Origin of the sequence: Streptomyces sp. 2-1 (assembly GCF_048564895.1) — a bacterium.
Taxonomy (GTDB): domain Bacteria; phylum Actinomycetota; class Actinomycetes; order Streptomycetales; family Streptomycetaceae; genus Streptomyces; species Streptomyces phaeochromogenes.
Genome location: NZ_CP183383.1, coordinates 873315 through 890789 on the forward strand (window position 1 = coordinate 873315; position 17475 = coordinate 890789).

A 17475-nucleotide genomic window follows, 5' to 3' on the forward strand; every position below is an offset into this window, starting at 1 on the left:
TGTCGGTGCCGCGGCCGACGCGCCCCAACACCCCGCACTCCTAGGTTCGCTGGACCCGGCAAGGCGCCTCACGAACCGGCCCCGACCCGACCGGGCCAACCCGGCCCCACCAACTCGATCAGCCCAACCGACCAACCCACCCACCCACCCGATGCGAACCGATGCCATCCGAAGGACGGTCGACTCCCATGACTCAGGTGATCCAACTGGAGGGCGTGGCCAAGCGCTACGACAGCGTCGGCACGCCCGCGCTGGGCCCTCTCACGCTCTCCGTCGAGAAGGGCGAGGCCCTTGCCGTGACGGGCCCGTCCGGCAGCGGCAAGTCCACGCTGCTGAACCTCGTCGCGGGCCTGGACAAGCCGACCGAGGGCACCGTGTCCGTGGGCGGCCGGCGGCTGAACGATCTCAGCGAGCACGCACTGGCCCGGTTCCGCCGCGAGCAGATCGGCATGGTGTTCCAGTTCTTCAACCTGCTCGACGACCTCACCGTCGCCGACAACATCCAGCTGCCTGCCCAACTGACCGGCACCGCACGGCGCAAGACGGCGGCCCGTGCCGATGAGCTCATGGAGGTGCTCGGCATCCAGAAGCACGCCCGCGCCTACCCGGGCCGGCTCTCCGGCGGCGAACGCCAACGCGTCGCGGTCGCCCGGGCATTGGTCAACCGGCCCGCGCTGCTGCTCGCCGACGAGCCGACCGGCGCCCTCGACACCGCTTCGGGCCAGGACGTACGCGAGCTGCTGGTGGAGCTGCACCGCGGCGGGCAGACCATCGTGCTGGTGACGCACGACCTGGCGCTCGCCGAGGCGTGTGCAAGCCGGACGATTCACCTGGTCGACGGTCATCTCGCCCTCGACACACGGGCGGAGGCCGTCCGATGACCCGCTTCGGCGGCGGTGCGCTCGGCCGGGTCATACGTTCCGGTGTGGGGCGGCGCCGGGTGCAGACCGTGGTGATCGCCGTGGCCACGATGATGGCCGTTGCCTCGGCGGTGGTCGCCGGGTCGCTCATCGTCGCCGCGAACGCGCCCTTCGACCACGCCTTCGCGAAGCAGCAAGGCGCCCATCTGACGGCCCAGTTCGATCCGGCCAAGGTGACTGCGGCGCAGCTCGAGGCCACCCGAGAACAGACGGGCGTCACCGCGACCGCGGGGCCGTATCCCTCCACGACGATCCAGCCGGAGGACTCGGTGGGCCTGCGCATGCCGAAGCTGACGCTCGTCGGACGGTCCGGTCCGAAGGCCGACGTGGACGATCTGGATCTCAGGTCCGGCCGGTGGGCGACGAAGACGGGCGAGATCGTGCTCAGCGAGTCGTTCGCCGGCCCGGCCTTCAAACTCGGCTCCACTCTCAAGACCTCCGACGCGGAGGGCAGTTCGACCCTGACCGTCGTCGGTCTCGCCCTGTCGGTCAGCAAGACCGCCGACGCCTGGGCGACCCCCGCGCAGACCAGGGCTCTCGCGTCGGCGGACAACCCGCTCACCAGCCAGATGCTGTACCGCTTCGACTCGGCCGGAACGGACAAGCAGATCACCGACGGCCGGAAGAAGCTCGCCGCGGCCGTGTCGTCCGGCGCGCTGCTGGGCAGCCAGTCCTATCTGGAGACCAAGCGCGCCGCCGACCAGGGCGCCGCCCCGACCATCCCCTTCCTCATCGCCTTCGGCGTCCTCGGCATCGTGATGTCGGTGATCATCGTCGGCAGTGTGACCAGCGGCGCGGTCGGCTCCAGTCTGCGCAGGATCGGCATCCTCAAGGCCATCGGCTTCACCCCGCGTGAGGTCGTACGGGCCTATGTGGCCCAGGCGTTGATCCCGGCCGCAGTCGGTATCGCGCTGGGCGTCGTGCTGGGGAACCTGCTGGCCGTGCCGCTCCTCGACGACACGGAGCAGGCGTACGGCAGCGCCTCATTGACGGTGGCCTGGTGGGTGGACGTCGTGGTGCCGCTCGCCGCGCTGGTGGTCGTGGGGGTCGCCGCGCTGGTTCCCGCGCTGCGGGCCGGGCGGCTGCGCACGGTCGAGGCGATCGCGGTGGGCCGGGCCCCGCGCACGGGTCGCGGCCAGTGGGCGCACCGGGTGGCGGGGCGGCTGCCGTTGCCGAGGGCGGTGACGTACGGTCTCGCGAGCCCCTTCGCGCACCCGGTCCGCACGGTCGCGATGCTGCTCGCGGTGGCCTTCGGTACGGTCGCGGCGACTTTCGCGGTGGGGCTCACCTCGTCCCTCACCGCGGTCGGCGAGGCGCAGGATCCCGAGGACCGCGCCGCGGTCACCGTGTTCGCCGGCGGCCCCGGACCCCAGCCGGTCGAGGTCAAGCCCGAAGCCCCGGCCGAGGGCAACTCCGAGGCCCCGCCCGCCGATCCGACACGGATACGCGCCGCGGTCGAGGCTCAGGAAGGCACCGCCTCGTACTACGCCACGACCCAGGAGGACGCCACCGTGGCCGGGGTCACCGGCTCGGTCTCGCTCAGCCTCTACGAGGGGGATTCCCGGCCCGGCAGCTACGAGATGATCACCGGCCACTGGATCGACGGTGCGGGGCAGGTCGTGGTGGCCTCGGGCTTCCTGGAACGGACCGGCACCCAGCTCGGTGACAGCGTCCGGGTGACCCTCCAGGGAGACACCCGGACCCTGCGGATCGTCGGCGAGGCCTTCGACACGGAGGACGACGGCATGCAACTCCACGCGGGCATGGCCGACTTCCCCAAGGCCGAACCCCGGACGTTCCTCGTCGAGGTGAAGTCGGGCGTCTCTCCCGCCGCCTACGCCGAGAAGCTCGCCGAGGTGGTGCGGCCGCTGGGCGGCGACGCCATGGCCAACTCCCCTTCGCAGCAGGACAACTTCGTCCTCATCCTGCAGTCGATGGCGGCACTGCTCACCCTCATGCTGGTCTCCGTGGCCGGCCTCGGCGTGCTCAACTCCGTTGTCATCGACACCCGGGAGCGCGTCCACGATCTCGGCGTCTGCAAGGCGCTCGGCATGTCGCCGCGGCAGACCGTGGGCCTCGTACTCGCCTCGGTGGCCGGGATCGGTGTGCTCGGCGGTCTGATCGGCGTGCCCGCCGGCTTCGCGCTGCACGGCATCGTGCTGCCGGTGATGGGGCACGCCGCGGGCACCGATCTGCCGCCCTCGGTCCTCGATGTGTACGTGCCTTGGCAGTTGGTGCTGCTCGGACTGGCCGGAATCGCGATCGCCATGCTGGGCGCGCTGCTCCCGGCGGGCTGGGCGGCCAAGGCCCGTACGGCTGTGGCTCTGCGGACGGAGTAGCGGTCCTCGGCGGCCCGGGAGTGCAACCGGCAGCCGGAGGGGCGGCCCGGCGTCCTTGGCACGCCGGGCCGCCCCGGCCCTCCGGTGGTGAACTCCGAGTCAGCAGCAGCGGCTCTGCGGATGGTCCTCCCGGTGCCGGGCGCGCAGTGCCTCGTATTCGCGTGGTGTCGGTACCGGGGCGAGTGGGTGGTGGCGGAGATGGCGCTCGCAGTAGCGGTCGTACTCCGCCTCCCCCGTCAGCTCGCGCAGGTACCAGCGCACGGCCCGTGCCCATCGCCGGACGCTCATGTCCGGGCTCCCGCCAGGGGTTCGGCGGACTGCTCCGGGAGGTCGATGCGGGACTCGACGTACGGCGTTTCGGTCGTCGGCAGCGGGACGGGCGACCGTACGGCGCGTACGCACACCACGGCCGCGTTGACGATCACCACAGCGACCAGGAGCAGGAACAGGGCGATCAGGACGCCGTCGACCGTGGAGTTGGTGACCACGGTGTGCATGTCGTCGAGGGTCTTGGCGGGCGGCAGGACCTGACCGGCGTCGATGCCGTCGGCGTACCGCTCGCGCTGGGCGAAGAAGCCGACGCGCGGGTCGGCGGAGAAGATCTTCTGCCAGCCGGCAGTGAAGGTGATCGCGACCACCCAGGCCAGCGGGACCCCGGTGACCCAGGCATAGCGCAGCCGCCCGGACTTGACGAGGACGGTTGTACATACGGTGAGGGCGATGGCGGCGAGGAGCTGGTTGGCGATGCCGAAGAGCGGGAAGAGCTGGTTGATTCCGCCGAGGGGGTCGGTGGCGCCGGAGTGGAGGAAGTAGCCCCAGGCCGCCACGACGAGGGCGCTGCACAGCCAGATGCCCGGCTTCCAGTTGACCCGGCCGATCGGCTTCCAGACGTTGCCGAGCATGTCCTGGAGCATGAAGCGTCCGACGCGGGTGCCTGCGTCGACCGTCGTCAGGATGAACAGCGCCTCGAACATGATCGCGAAGTGGTACCAGAAGGCCTTCATCGCGCTGCCGCCGAAGACTCCGGAGAAGATCTCCGACATGCCGACCGCGAGGGTCGGTGCTCCGCCCGAGCGGGCGATGAGGGTCTGTTCCTCCACCGCCTTGGCCGCCTGCGTCAGTTGGTCGGGGGTGATGGTGAAGCCGAGGCCCGCCACCGCCTGGGAGGCGGACTCGGCCGTCGTGCCGAGCAGCCCGGCGGGCGCGTTCATCGCGTAGTACAGGCCGGGTTCCAAGGTGGCCGCGGCGATCAGCGCCATGATCGCGACGAACGACTCCATCAGCATGGCGCCGTAGCCGATCATGCGGACCTGGGATTCCTTCTGGATCAGTTTCGGGGTCGTCCCGGAGGCGACCAGCGCGTGGAAGCCGGAGAGCGCGCCGCAGGCGATGGTGATGAAGAGGAACGGGAAGAGGGATCCGGCGAAGACCGGGCCCGTGCCCGAGGAGGCGAAGTCGCTGACCGCGTCGGTCCGCAGCACGGGCGCTGCCACGATCACACCGACCGCGAGCAGTGCGATGGTGCCGATCTTCATGAAGGTGGAGAGGTAGTCGCGCGGCGCGAGAAGCATCCACACGGGCAGCACGGAGGCGACGAAGCCGTAGCCGACGAGACAGAAGACGAGGGTCGTCGGACTGAGCGTGAAGGTGTCGGCCAGCGAGGACTCCTGGACCCAGCTGCCGCCGACGATGGCGAGAAGCAGCAGCGCCACACCGATCAGGCTGGTCTCGACGACCCGGCCCGGCCGGATGCGGTGCAGCCAGAAGCCCATGAACAGGGCGATGGGGACGGTCATGGCGACCGAGAAGGTGCCCCACGGGGAGTGGGCGAGCGCGTTGACCACGACCAGGGCCAGCACCCCGAGCAGGATGATCATGATGGCGAAGACGGCGATCAGGGCGGCGGCTCCACCCGCCCTGCCGATCTCCTCCCGGGCCATCTGCCCGAGCGACTTGCCGTCCCGCCGCATGGACAGGAACAGCACGACCATGTCCTGTACCGCCCCGGCGAAGATGACTCCGGCGACGATCCACAGGGTGCCCGGCAGATACCCCATCTGGGCCGCGAGCACCGGCCCCACCAGCGGCCCGGCGCCGGCGATCGCCGCGAAGTGATGCCCGAGCAGTACCCGGCGGTCGGTCGGCTGGAAGTCGACTCCGTCCTCCAGGCGTTCGGCGGGGGTGGCCCGCCGGTCGTCGGGCTTCAGTACGCGCCGCGCGACGAAGCGGGAGTAGAAGCGGTAGGCGATGGCGTACGAGCCGAGGGCAGCCACCACCAGCCAGACCGCGGAGATCTCCTCGCCGCGGGCCAGCGCGAGGACGCCCCAGCCGATCGCGCCGATCAGGGCGACCGCGGCCCACAGGAGCATCGACCGCGGTGTCATCCGGGAGCGTGCGGGCGGCGGCTCTTCCGGCGCCGGGCGACCGGATTCGGGCATGACTGACGTGGGCATGGCGGCTCCTCACCTCTACGGTGATGTGTGGTGGTACGGATGCGTACGGGTCGGCGGTGCGGGTTGCGGAACGCGTACGAGCCAGGGGTCGTGGCGGTCGTACGTAGGCCTAGGGGTCGTGGCGGTCGTGCCTGGTCAGCGCGTACGCGGCGAGGAGGCACAGGCCGCAGCCCGGCACCCAGGCGAGCTGGTACCAGTAGAAGAACGGCGTCCCGGCGAGCCGTGGACTCTCACCGGCGTACCAGGGGACCCACAGCAGACCGGCGGCGGGCGCGAGGAGCAGTACGGCGATCGCGACGCGCCGTAGCCGGTGATGATCCGTGGGTGCCATGACCTGCGCTCCTCTCCCCCTGCTTTTCGGTCTGTGCAAGAGTTGCCCACCGGCCGGAACTGGTTGACAGCGAATTTCCAGAAGATTTCCCGCCGGTTCTCTGTCCTCCGAGTGGGGTGCCCGCGCAACTCTCCGGCAAGGGCACAGGCACACCAAGGACGGTGACCCATGGCGGATGTCGCCATGACCGCGACGTTTCTCGCCGTGATCGGCGGAGCGTCGCTGCTCGCCGTCACGGCACGCCGGCTGCGCCCCACCGACCGGCTGCCGTCCCTGGAGGGCTGGGCGCTGGCCGACCGGAGCCTGGGTCCGGTGTGGACCTGGCTGCTGCTGGGCGGCACGATCTTCACCGCGTACACCTTCACTGCCGTCCCCGGCCTGGCGTACGGCAACGGGGCGCCCGCCTTCTTCGCGGTCCCGTACACGGTGATCGTCTGTCCGCTGGCCTTCGTCCTGTTGACCCGCTTGTGGGCGGTGGCCCGCCGCCACGGCTATGTGACGGTCGGCGACTTCGTCCGGGGACGGTACGGTTCACCGCCGCTGGCCCTGGTCGTCGCGCTCACCGGGATCCTGGCGACGATGCCGTATCTGGCGCTCCAGTTGCTGGGGATACGAGCGGTGCTCACCGCCGGGGGCGTCTATCCGCGCGGCGCGGCGGGCGACCTGGTGATGGTGGCGCTCTTCGCGGGTCTCGCGGTGGCGACGTACCGGCACGGGCTGCGGGCACCCGCCGTCATCTCCGCGCTCAAGGCGGTGGCCGTCTTCGTCTCGCTCACCGCGGTCTGCTGGCTGGTCCTCGACCGGCTCGGCGGCCCCGGCCCGCTCTTCGACCGGGCCGCGCAACGGCTCGGCGGTACGGACACCGCGCACTCCCCTCTGCTCCTCTCCCCCGAGCAGCAGCCCGCCTACGCCACCCTCGCCCTCGGCTCGGCGCTGGCCCTGCTCATGTACCCGCACGTGCTCACCGCCGGATTCGCCGCCGACAGCCCGCGCACCCTGCGCAAGGTCGCCGTGGCCCTGCCCGCCTGGACGGGCCTGCTCGCGCTCTTCGGCTTCCTCGGCGTCGCGGCCCTCGCGGCGGGCGTTCAAGCGCCGGAGGGAGGCGCCGAGGCGGCCGTGCCGATGCTGGTCGACCGGTTGATGCCCGGGCCGCTGGCCGGGCTCGTCTTCGGCGCGATCGTCGTGGGGGCACTCGTCCCGGCCGCCGTGATGTCGATCGCCGCCGCGACCTGCTTCGTACGCAATGTGTACGTCGAGTACGTGCAGCCGACGGCCACGCCGAAACGCCAGGTGCGTATCGCCAAGGCGGTCTCGCTCACCGCGAAGGTGGGGGCGGTGGCCTTCGTGTTCGGGCTGCGCGACCAGGACGCGATCAACCTCCAACTGCTCGGCGGCGTATGGATTCTGCAGATCTTTCCCGCCGTGGCCGTCGGCCTGTTCACGGGCCGGTTGCATCCGCGGGCGCTGATCGCCGGGTGGGCCGTGGGCATGACGGCCGGCACGTTCCTGGTGGTCCGCGAGGGGTTCTCGTCGATCGTGGCCTTCGGTTCCGCCGACCGGCCGCTGGAGATCTACGCCGGACTCGCGGCCCTGGTCCTCAATCTGGCCGTCGCCCTGCTCGGCACCGCGGCCCTCGAACGGCTCGGCGTCCCGCGCGGCGCCGATGTCACCGACCTACCGTCGCGCCTGACCGTCAGGCGCCGCCCCGAGACGGGAGCCACCAACCCGTGAGACGCAGACAGCACACCCGCTCGACGGTGGCGCAGGCTGTTCCGGCCGCCGTCCCCGAGCCACGCGTTCCGCGCGCGGCGACGGCCCGGCCGCCGGGCGCGGACCGTCCCGGACTCGAAGAAGAGTCCCGCCCCGACGGCGTGCGCGAAGGGGCGCCCGAGGAGACGACGCCCCTGTCCCCCGCGGTCGGGGATCCCGTCGACCTGGAACGGGAAGCCGCCCTGGCCCGGCTCTTCGAGGTGCACTACTCCTCGATGCTGCGCCTGGCCGTGCTGCTCGGCGCCGACGATCCGGAGAACGTCGTGGCCGAGGCGTACTACCAGATCTACCGGAAGTGGCGCCGGCTGCGGGACTCCGAGGCGGCGGAGGCCTATCTGCGGTCCACGGTGTGCAATCTGACCCGGATGCGGATACGCCACCTCCAGGTCGCGCGCAAGCACGTCGAGAACCCTCCGAGCGATGTCGTGGCCTCCGCCGAGAGCACCGCGCTGCTCCACGACGACCAGCGCGTACTGATCGACGCGCTGCAGCAACTGCCCGCACGGCAGCGCGAAGCGCTCGTGCTGCGCCACTGGCTCGGCCTGAAGGAGAGCGAGATAGCCGCCGCGATGGGAATCTCCTGCGGATCGGTCAAGACACACACCGCACGCGGCATCGCCGCCCTGACCCAGGCGATGGAGGCCCGGCGATGAACGACACCTCTCCGGACCGTACGGAACACGAGCCGGACCGTACGGAACAAGAGCTGCGCGAGGCCCTGGAGGCGCTGGCCGGCGGGGTGCACCCGGCCCCCGACGCCTACCGCACGGCCCGCGGCGCCTGGCTGCGCCGTGAGCGGCGTCGCCGGCTCGTGCTCGCGGTCCTGATCGCGGTCGTCTTCACGCTCGCCACCCTGATCGGTCTGTGGGTCCTGAACCAGGCACCCTCCGAGCCCGGGGTCATCTTCTCCGGCGCGGGGAGCCAGGTCACTTCCAGCGGTGTGGCCGCCGTCCCGGGGTGATGGACGGCCGCGGGGTCGTGCCCTCCCGGCCGTCCCGCCGTCGAGAACTCGTACGGCACCTCTCGTAGCGGCCGATCGGGGGGATACTGGCCGTATGCGGTTTCGGAGCATGGCCTGTGGTGCCGCGGGGCTGGTACTGGTGGCCGCTGTCGGCTGCACCGGGGACGGCGACCCCGAGCCCACGAGCCCGCCGACCTCGGCCCGGGCCTCCGCCAAGACCCCCAGCGCGACGCCCACCCCCACGCCCACCCCGACTCCGGCCAACCCCGTGTCGATCCCGGGGCTGATCCAGCGCGAGCACCGGGGCTCCGACCTCAAGCTCGGGAACGTACGCGTGCGGACCGACGCCTACACCCAGTACGCGGTCACGTACGAGGCCAACGGGCTGACGATCTCGGGGATCATGAACATTCCCAGGGGCAAGGGGCCCTTCCCGGCTCTGGTACTGGCGCACGGGTACATCGACCCGGCCGTCTACACCAGCGGACGCGGACTGGCCCGGGAGCAGGAGCTGCTGGCCCGCAACGGCTATGTCGTCCTGCACACCGACTACCGCAACCACGCGGGCTCCGACGACGACCCGGACAATGACGTCAACCTGCGCCTCGGCTACACCGAGGACACCATCGGTGCCGTCAAGGCTCTGCGCTCGTCGGGGCGTCCGGAGATCGACGGCGAGCGGATCGGTCTGCTGGGGCGGTCGATGGGCGGCGGTGTCGTGTACAACACGCTGGTGGTCGCGCCCGGTCTGGTCGACGCCGCCGTGGTGTTCGCCCCGGTGAGCTCTCGTCCGGACGAGAACATCGACCACTTCCAGCGCGGCGACGGCGACGCGGTCGTCGCGGAGATCGACAAGACACACGGCACCCCGGAGGAGAACCCGAAGTTCTGGAGGGAAGCCTCCCCGATCACCTACGTCGACCGGGTGACCGAACCGCTGCTCATCCACCACGGCACGGCCGACGAGAGCTGCCCCATCGTCTGGTCGGAGCGGACCACCGCCGCGTTCGAGAAGGCGGGCAAGGACGTCGAGCTGGTGAAGTACAAGGGCGAGCACCACACGTTCGCCCCGCAGTGGCCGGCCTCGATGGACACAACGATGGACTTCTTCGAGAAGCATCTGCGCTGATCCGCCCCGGTCGGCTGTCGGCACTCACCGGATGCCGAGCGGCTACTGGAACCTTCCTCTACCGTTTGTACGGTCCCTCCCGAATCGGGAGCGATTGGCATGTCGAGCGACAGACCCAGACGGAAAGGCCGTGTCATGAAGTTCGCAGTGATCGGCGGTACCGGACTGATCGGTTCGCAGGTCGTCACGAAGCTCAACGAGGCCGGGCACGACGCGGTGCCCCACTCCCAGTCCACCGGAGTCGACGTCATCACGGGCAAGGGCCTGGAACAGGCCGTGGAGGGCGCCGACACCGTCATCAATCTGACGAACTCCCCGACCTTCGACGAGGCCTCTCCGGCGTTCTTCCAGACCTCGATGGACAACCTCCTCGGGGCCGCCCAGAAGAGCGGCGTCCAACACTTCGTCATCCTCTCGATCGTCGGCGTGGACCAGGTGCCCGAGCTGGACTACTACCGGGCCAAGGCCCTCCAGGAGGACGTCCTCAGGTCCGGGCCTGTCCCTTACTCGATCGTCCGGGCCACCCAGTTCATGGAGTTCGTCGACGCGGTCCTGTCCTGGACCTCCGACGGCGACACCGTCCGCCTGCCCAGCACACCGATCCAGCCGATCGCGGCCAAGGACGTCGCCGCCGCGGTCGCCGAGGTCGCCGCGGGCGCCCCGTTGCGGGGCATCCGCAATGTCGCGGGCCCCGACGTCTACCGGCTCGACGAGCTCGGCAGGATCACGCTGGACGCCCGTCCGGACGGCCGCACGGTCATGACCGACGAGAGCGCGGGCATGTTCGCGGCCGTGCGCGGTGCCGTCCTCATCGCCCCGAAGGACGCGCACATCGCGCCCACCCGCTACACCGACTGGCTCTCCTGAACCCATCGGCGGTCCCGACCGCAGGAATACCCACGGCGGGAATACCCACGGCTGCCCGGCAAGCCTGCGGTCACCGCCGGATGAACACCTGCGGTCACCGCCGAATGAACACTATGAACGCAAATGATCAAGCCATGGGTTTTCAGCCTGCCTCTCCTTAGCATCGGCCCCGCTGCGCAACGGTGCGCCGATGAGGAGAAGGAGTACGCCCATGGACCGGCCGAGACTCGGAACGTCGGGTATCCCTGACATCCACAACGGGGCCAAAGGACTTCGACGCCGCCGTGCCGCGTTGGCCGCGGGCCTCGCGGGAATTCTCGTCGGCGCACTCGCCGGACCGACGTCGGCCGTCTCCTCCGCCTCCGAGACCGCGGGCGGTCCGGCTTCCGTGGAGTGCCCAACCACCCTGACCGGAAAGGCCACTTGTTACACGGGGCAGGATTCCAACGGCGCCTATTACGCGATCGCCGTCCCGAAGGACTGGAACGGCTCGCTCGTGATGCACGCGCACGGAGGCCCCGATCTCGGCGCGGATTCCGACCCGGAGCGCAGCATCGGCGATCTGGAACGCTGGTCGGTGATGGTGGACGAAGGCTATGCGTGGGCCGGCTCGTCGTATCGCCGCGGTGGTTACGGGACGCGGATGGCCGCCGCCGACACGGAGAATCTGCGCCGCCTGTTCGTCGAGGAGTTCGACAAGCCGAAGCGGACCTTTGTGCACGGTCAGTCCTGGGGCGGCAACGTCGCCGCGAAGGTCGTGGAGACGTACGGCGCGAAGAAGCACGGCCCCTACGACGGCGCCCTGCTCACCAACGGCGTGCTCGGCGGCGGCTCCCGCGGCTACGACTACCGCGTGGACCTGCGGGTGGTCTATCAGTACTACTGCCAGAACCACCCTCGCCCCACCGAGCCCCAGTACCCGCTGTGGGAGGGGCTGCGTGCGACCTCGACCATGACGAGCGCGGGGCTGCGCGCCCGACTGGAGGAATGCACGGGATTCTCCTCCCCCGCCGAGGAGCGGACCGCTCTGCAGCAGCAGAACCTGGACGACATCCTCGCGGTCACGGGCATTCCGGAGCGCACCCTGGAATCGCATCTGCGGTTCGCGACGTTCACGTTCCGCGACATCGTGCACACCCGGCTCGGCGGGCGAAATCCGTTCAGCAACAAGGGTGTTCGCTATTCCGGGTCACATGACGACAAGGCGCTGAACGCGGGCGTCGAGCGGTTCTCCGCGGATCCGACCGCCGTTCGCGATCTGTCGTACGACAGTGATCTCACGGGCAAGGTCTCGATTCCCGTCCTCACGCTCCACGCCATCGACGATCCGACGGCGTTCATCGAGCACGAGGCGGCCTACCGCGACAGCCTTCGGGGTGCGCACCGGGACAAGAAGCTCGTGCAGTCCTTCACCCGGGAAAGCGAACACAGCGGGCTGAGCAATTCCGAGTACGCCAACTCGATCTCGGCTCTGAGCACTTGGGTGCGCACAGGAAAGAAGCCGACGCCGAAGTCGCTCGCGGCGTCCTGCGGCGCGTTCGACAAGAAGTACGGGACCGGCTGTTTCTACGACGCGGGTTTCTACCCCCGTTCGTACGCCACGCGGGTCAACCCCCGCCCGGGCGGGCTGCATTGGCCCGCGATGAGCGCCGCCCAGGAGAAGTCCTGGAGCCGGATCAACGGCGTGGGCATCGCCCCCTGACCTCCTGAGCGTGACGGGGCCCTCGGGCAACTGCTCCGCCTCCCGGCCGACACCGATGGTGCCGACCGGGAGGCGGAGCCTCAGGTGTGCGCTACGGCACGAGGACGATCCCGTGCGCGTCCGTCACGAGCGACGCGAGCGGGCCGCGAACACCGCACCGGCGCCCAGGGCGATCACCACGGCAGCGCCACCGGCGATCAGACCGACCGGCGCGCCGGCGCCGGTCTCCGCCAGCGGCGGCGTGCTGTCGCTGGACGACGGCTCCGGGGTGACGGGCGGCTTCGACGACAGCGGCGGCACGTCCGGCGTCGTGGGAGGCGTCGCGGAGGGCTTGGGGGTGGGCGGCGGAGTCGTCTCCTCCGCGGGCGGCGTGCTGCCCGCGGGAGTCGACGGGGTCGGCTCCGAAGGGGTCGGAGTCGGGCTGGGCGAGTCCGACGGCTTGTCGGCGCACTCCTTCTCGCCTCCGTTCCACGCCGCTATGAGGTGGTACGGAGTGTTGACGCCGTCGGGCTGGTAGGGAGCGGGGCCGTGCCCCTCGCCCGTCTTGCCGTCGTACGCGACGTCGTCGCCGTACAGGTCGATCTGGCCGTAGCAGTCGGGCAGCTTCACGGCCAGCTTCTGCCAGGTCCGCTTCGCGTCGTCGTCACCGGCCACGTCCGCGGCGGTGAGGTAGACGGTTGCCTTGTCCACCATGGTCTGGCGACCGGAAGTGGCCCAGTTCGGCCCCTCGGTGGTGTATTCGGCAAGGGAGACGGGGTACTTGCAGCCGTCCGCGACCTTCTGGCCGGGGGCCAGCCGGACCTCGACGGGGCCGGGGATGGTGTCCCAGGAGCGGAATCCGCCCTGCGAGGTCCAGTCCTCGCCCACGACACCTCCGTCGGCGCCGACGAGGCGGTACTGGACGGTGGCCGACTCGCAGGTCCCGCCGGGCGTGGCGTGTGCGACGCCGGCCCCGAACACGGGCACGGCGGCGACTGCGAGGAAAGCGGACGCTGCGAGGGCAGCCGGAATCCTGGGTTGTTGCGAACGCGACAAAATGGGCCTCTGTGGATCGAAATGTGTGGGAGGTGGCTGAGCGCATGTGACCGACGCGGGAGGACGCAACGAAGGCGTGCGCGACCGAGTCACTCGCGCCACTTCACTCGCTTGAGACACAGCGGAGTGGAGTGATCCGAATTCTTGTCACCTTTCACAACTCTCGTCAATCCTTCACGAGTTCACCATGTTTCGACTTGATCACGACCCGCCTTCCCCGGCCCGGAAGGGCGTGATCCGGAGGTGGACCGCGAGGCGGGAGCGGGCTCCGGGGCCTCGCGAGGCGGCACCGAAAGATGCGACGTGCGAACCGAATGATGCGAGGGGTATTGACGGTCCTGGTGAGGCTCCTATCATCCCAGGCGTCCAACTGGCCGGTCCATGTTCGACTGCACGAACAAAGACATGGCAGTAACGGTTCGTGCGGCGAGCCCCGACCTCCCCTGGGAGCCCCCATGCCCGCACTCGCACACGGTTTACGCCCGCACCATCACCACATCCGGCACATGCACCACGCCCATGGCGTCCATCGCGCCCGTCGCGCGGCCATGGTCTTCCTGCTGGGCCTGGCGATGTCGCTGCTCGCCGTTCCCACACGGTCGTACTCCGCTCCGCCTCCGAAGGAATCGGCGGTCGCGGCGCAACTTCCGAGCAGCTTCACGTGGTCGTCCAGCGGCCAGTTGATCTCGCCCAAGCCCGACGCGAGCCACCCCGTCGTCTCCGTCAAGGACCCGACGGTGGTCCAGGCGAACGGCAAGTGGCACGTCTTCATGACGACCGCGAACACGGCCGGGTCCTGGAGCCTGGCCTACACGAGCTTCACCGACTGGTCGGGGGCTTCGGCGGCCCCGCTCACCTACCTGGACACCAATCCCAACATCGGCACCGGTTACCGGGCCGCCCCGCAGGTCTTCTACTTCGCGCCGAAGAACCTGTGGTACCTCGTCTACCAGACCGGTCCGCCCTCGTACTCCACGAGCACGAACCCCGGCAACCCGCAGAGCTGGTCGGCGCCCAGGACGTTCCAGAACGCCGCCCCGTCGGGCACGCTCGACTACTGGAACATCTGCGACAGCGCCATGTGCTACCTGTTCTCCGCGGACGACAACGGCCATGTGTACCGCTCCGAGACCAGCGTCGGTGAGTTCCCCGGCGGCTTCCGCAACACCCAACTCGTGCTCCAGGACTCCAAGTTCGCCCTGTTCGAGGGCGGCGCCGTCTACCGCGTACAGGGCACCAACACCTATCTGCTGCTGTGGGAGGCCTTCGCCGGCGACGGCAGGCGGTACTACCGCTCCTTCACGGCCCAGGGACTCACCGGTCAGTGGCAGCCGCTGGCGGCCACCGAGGCCAACCCGTTCGCCCGCGCCACCAAGGTGACGTTCCCCTCCGGCGCGTGGACGAAGGACATCAGCCACGGCGAACTCATCCGCGCGGGCAACGACCAGACCATGACGATCAACCCCTGCCGTCTGCAGTTCCTCTACCAGGGCCTCAACCCGTCGGCCACCGGCGACTACTCCCAACACCCCTATCGCCTCGGCCTGTTGACCCAGACCAACTCGGCCTGCTGACCGACCGCGGGCCCCTGCGGAGGCGGGGGCCCGCACCTCCCGTACGGATCGCGACGACGCCCCGCCCGTTCAGCCGTGGTCGCCGTTCAGTCGTGGTCCCCCTCCGGATCCACGTGCGGCATGATCCGGTCCAGCCAGCGCGGCGTCCACCAGGCGTGGCGGCCGAGCAGGGTCATGACGGCCGGAACGAGGAGCAGGCGTACGACAGTTGCGTCGATCAGCACGCTCACGGCGAGGCCGAGCCCGAGCATCTTGACGACGATGTTGTCGCTCACGATGAACGCGGCGAAGACGCTCACCATGATCAGGGCGGCGCAGGTGATGACGCGGGCGGTGATCTCAAGGGCGTGCGCCACGCTGGCCTTCGCGTCCCCGGTGCGCAGCCAGGCCTCGTGGACACGCGACAGCAGGAAGATCTCGTAGTCCATGCTGAGGCCGAAGATGATGGCGAACATCATCATGGGTACGTAGCTCTCGATCGGCACCTTGCCCGACACGCCCAACGCCGGTCCGCCCCAGCCCCATTGGAAGACGGCGACGACCACGCCGTACGAGGCGGCGATGGACAGGACGTTGAGGACGGCCGCCTTGAGAGCGACGAGCAGGCCCCGGAAGACCATCAGGATGATGAGGAAGGCCAGGGCGACCACCACCGCGATGATCAGCGGGAGGCGCTCCGCGACGATGTCACGGAAGTCGACCTGGGCGGCCGTGGTGCCCGTGACATAGCCCTTGGCGTCGGTGCCGGAGACGGCCTGGGGCAGGGTCTCGTCGACCAGGCGGTTCGCCAGGTCGGTGGTGTCCGCGTTCTGCGGGGCCTCCTTGGAGTAGACCGTGCCCACCAGCACGTCACCGTCCTGGGTGGGCGTGAGCTGTGTGCTCGTGGCCGCGCCCTGCACATCGGTGAGGGACTTCTGCGCCTGGGTCGCCAGTGACGAACGCTGGTCGGACGGTACGGAGGTCTGGTCGATGACGACGGTCAACGGGCCGTTGGAACCGGGTCCGAAGGCGTCCGACATCAGGTCGTAGGCCCGTCGGTCGGTGAACGACTTGGGGTCCGCGCCGTCGCCGATGTGGCCGAGCTGGATCGAGAGCACCGGGATCGCCAGGACGAGGACCGTGACGACTCCGCCGACCAGGAACCACCAGGGGCGGCGCTGCACGCGCTGGGCGTAGCGGTGCCAGGTGCCCTCGACGGGCTCGCCCGGGGCGGCGTTCGTCTCCGCGACGGGGCGGCGTACGCGGTAGCGGTCGATACGGTGGCCGATGAGCCCGAGCAGGGCGGGGACGAGGGTCAGCGCGCCGATGACGGCCGAGACGACCGTCACGGCCGCGGCCACGCCCAGCAGGCCGATGAAGCTGACTCCGGAGACCGAGAGACCGGCCAGCGCGATGATCACCGTGCAGCCGGAGACGAGCACGGCCCGGCCGCTGGTGGCGGTGGCCCGGCCCGCCGCGCGGACCGGGTCGTCGCCGTTCATGAGGTTCTGCCGGTGGCGGGTGATGAGGAACAGCGCGTAGTCGATGCCGACGCCGAGGCCGATCATGGTGGCCAAGGTCGGGGACACCGTGGCGAAGGTGAAGGCCGAGGCGAGCAGCCCAAGGCAGGCCAGCCCTCCCACGGCGCTGATCAGGGCGGTCAGCAGCGGGATGCCGGCCGCGAGCACGCTGCCGAAACCGACGAGGAGCACGACGATCGCCACCGCGAATCCGATCAGCTCGCTGATCCGGTCGTCGGGGGCGGGCCTGGCGAGTTCACCGAGGGGGCCGCCGTACTCGACCTCCACGCCCGCCGACCTCAGGGGCTGGACCGAGCTGTCCACTCCGTCGAGGTACGAGTCGCCGAGCGTCGACGGCTGTACGTCGAAGCGGATGGTGATGTAGCCGGTCTTCCCGTCGCTGGACAGCGGGCCCACGTTCGGCTGCTGGGACTGGTCCGAGGACTGCGACGACTGCTGGGACGGGGCCGTCAACGGGTTCTGCGCCGAAAGCACATGGGGAAGTTTCTGCAGGTCGGTGATCGTCTGGCCCATCTGCGAGCTCACCGACGTCAGCGACTGCTTGTCGTCGCGCAGCACGATCTGGCTGCTGTAGCCGCCCGCCGCCGGGTCGTGCTCCTTCAGTACGTCCAGGCCCTTCTCCGACTGGACACCGGGGAGCTGGAAGTCGTCCGAGTAGTCTCCGCCGAACGAGCGGTCCAGCACCTGCAGGGCGGCCAGCACGACCAGCCAGGCCACGATGACGATCACGAAGTGCCGGGCACACCACTCCCCCAGCCTGCGCAGCCGCCCGGGTGCGTCCTGCCCGTCCCCTGTACTGGACCGCGTTGGCGACATGGGCTGCTCCCGCAGTGAATGATCACGATTTTCCCCATTAAACGACGCTTTGATCACA

Annotated in this window: 14 protein-coding genes; 9 read left to right on the forward strand and 5 right to left on the reverse strand. The window is 69.9% G+C overall.

Going from position 1 to position 17475, the window contains the following annotated elements; translation table 11 throughout:
- The first annotated feature begins 188 nt into the window (after positions 1-188).
- Positions 189-881, forward strand: a complete 693-nt coding sequence (locus tag ACN20J_RS04070) for an ABC transporter ATP-binding protein (protein WP_190231296.1) — start codon at positions 189-191, stop codon at positions 879-881.
- On the forward strand, positions 878-3259 hold the full coding sequence (locus ACN20J_RS04075; protein WP_419665250.1) for an FtsX-like permease family protein: 2382 nt from the start codon (positions 878-880) through the stop codon (positions 3257-3259). Before ACN20J_RS04070 ends, ACN20J_RS04075 begins: the two co-directional genes overlap by 4 nt.
- A gap of 99 nt (positions 3260-3358) precedes the next feature.
- Here ACN20J_RS04075 and ACN20J_RS04080 read toward each other — a convergent pair whose 3' ends face one another.
- The 3 genes from ACN20J_RS04080 to ACN20J_RS04090 form a co-directional block, all read right to left on the reverse strand.
- The gene (locus ACN20J_RS04080) at positions 3359-3547 is read right to left on the reverse strand and encodes a YbdD/YjiX family protein (RefSeq protein WP_189841784.1); all 189 of its coding nucleotides are present in this window, start codon (positions 3545-3547) and stop codon (positions 3359-3361) included.
- Positions 3544-5712 (reverse strand): carbon starvation CstA family protein, encoded by a 2169-nt coding sequence (locus ACN20J_RS04085; RefSeq protein WP_360064185.1) that lies wholly within the window; start codon positions 5710-5712, stop codon positions 3544-3546. The genes ACN20J_RS04080 and ACN20J_RS04085 overlap by 4 nt, the downstream gene beginning before the upstream one ends.
- Positions 5713-5821: 109 nt before the next feature.
- A complete protein-coding gene (locus ACN20J_RS04090) occupies positions 5822-6043 on the reverse strand; it encodes a DUF3311 domain-containing protein (protein ID WP_189841783.1) in 222 nt (73 codons plus the stop codon).
- 168 nt (positions 6044-6211) lie between these two features.
- Between ACN20J_RS04090 and ACN20J_RS04095 the strand changes: the two genes are divergently transcribed.
- From ACN20J_RS04095 to ACN20J_RS04120, 6 genes are all read left to right on the forward strand, one after another.
- The gene (locus ACN20J_RS04095; RefSeq protein ID WP_419665251.1) at positions 6212-7774 is read left to right on the forward strand and encodes a sodium:solute symporter family protein; all 1563 of its coding nucleotides are present in this window, start codon (positions 6212-6214) and stop codon (positions 7772-7774) included.
- Positions 7771-8466 carry a sigma-70 family RNA polymerase sigma factor gene (locus ACN20J_RS04100; protein ID WP_190231299.1) on the forward strand — a complete coding sequence of 232 codons (696 nt, stop codon included), beginning with the start codon at positions 7771-7773 and terminating at the stop codon, positions 8464-8466. The genes ACN20J_RS04095 and ACN20J_RS04100 overlap by 4 nt, the downstream gene beginning before the upstream one ends.
- Entirely contained in the window at positions 8463-8774 is a 312-nt protein-coding gene (locus ACN20J_RS04105; RefSeq protein ID WP_419665252.1) for a hypothetical protein, read from the forward strand. The genes ACN20J_RS04100 and ACN20J_RS04105 overlap by 4 nt, the downstream gene beginning before the upstream one ends.
- 94 nt (positions 8775-8868) lie before the next feature.
- Complete coding sequence (locus tag ACN20J_RS04110) at positions 8869-9903, forward strand: alpha/beta hydrolase family protein (protein ID WP_189841779.1); 1035 nt, start codon at positions 8869-8871, stop codon at positions 9901-9903.
- A gap of 135 nt (positions 9904-10038) precedes the next feature.
- Positions 10039-10770 (forward strand): SDR family oxidoreductase, encoded by a 732-nt coding sequence (locus tag ACN20J_RS04115; RefSeq protein ID WP_419665253.1) that lies wholly within the window; start codon positions 10039-10041, stop codon positions 10768-10770.
- 211 nt (positions 10771-10981) lie between these two features.
- Positions 10982-12472 carry a hypothetical protein gene (locus tag ACN20J_RS04120; RefSeq protein WP_419665254.1) on the forward strand — a complete coding sequence of 497 codons (1491 nt, stop codon included), beginning with the start codon at positions 10982-10984 and terminating at the stop codon, positions 12470-12472.
- Positions 12473-12595: 123 nt separating this feature from the next.
- Here the strand turns inward: ACN20J_RS04120 and ACN20J_RS04125 are convergent, their stop codons facing one another.
- The gene (locus tag ACN20J_RS04125; RefSeq protein ID WP_246575525.1) at positions 12596-13438 is read right to left on the reverse strand and encodes a hypothetical protein; all 843 of its coding nucleotides are present in this window, start codon (positions 13436-13438) and stop codon (positions 12596-12598) included.
- 524 nt (positions 13439-13962) lie between these two features.
- Between ACN20J_RS04125 and ACN20J_RS04130 the strand changes: the two genes are divergently transcribed.
- Positions 13963-15081 carry a non-reducing end alpha-L-arabinofuranosidase family hydrolase gene (locus ACN20J_RS04130; RefSeq protein WP_259333729.1) on the forward strand — a complete coding sequence of 373 codons (1119 nt, stop codon included), beginning with the start codon at positions 13963-13965 and terminating at the stop codon, positions 15079-15081.
- An 86-nt stretch (positions 15082-15167) separates the two neighbouring features.
- Here the strand turns inward: ACN20J_RS04130 and ACN20J_RS04135 are convergent, their stop codons facing one another.
- Complete coding sequence (locus ACN20J_RS04135; RefSeq protein ID WP_419665255.1) at positions 15168-17417, reverse strand: MMPL family transporter; 2250 nt, start codon at positions 17415-17417, stop codon at positions 15168-15170.
- Positions 17418-17475: the final 58 nt, after the last annotated feature.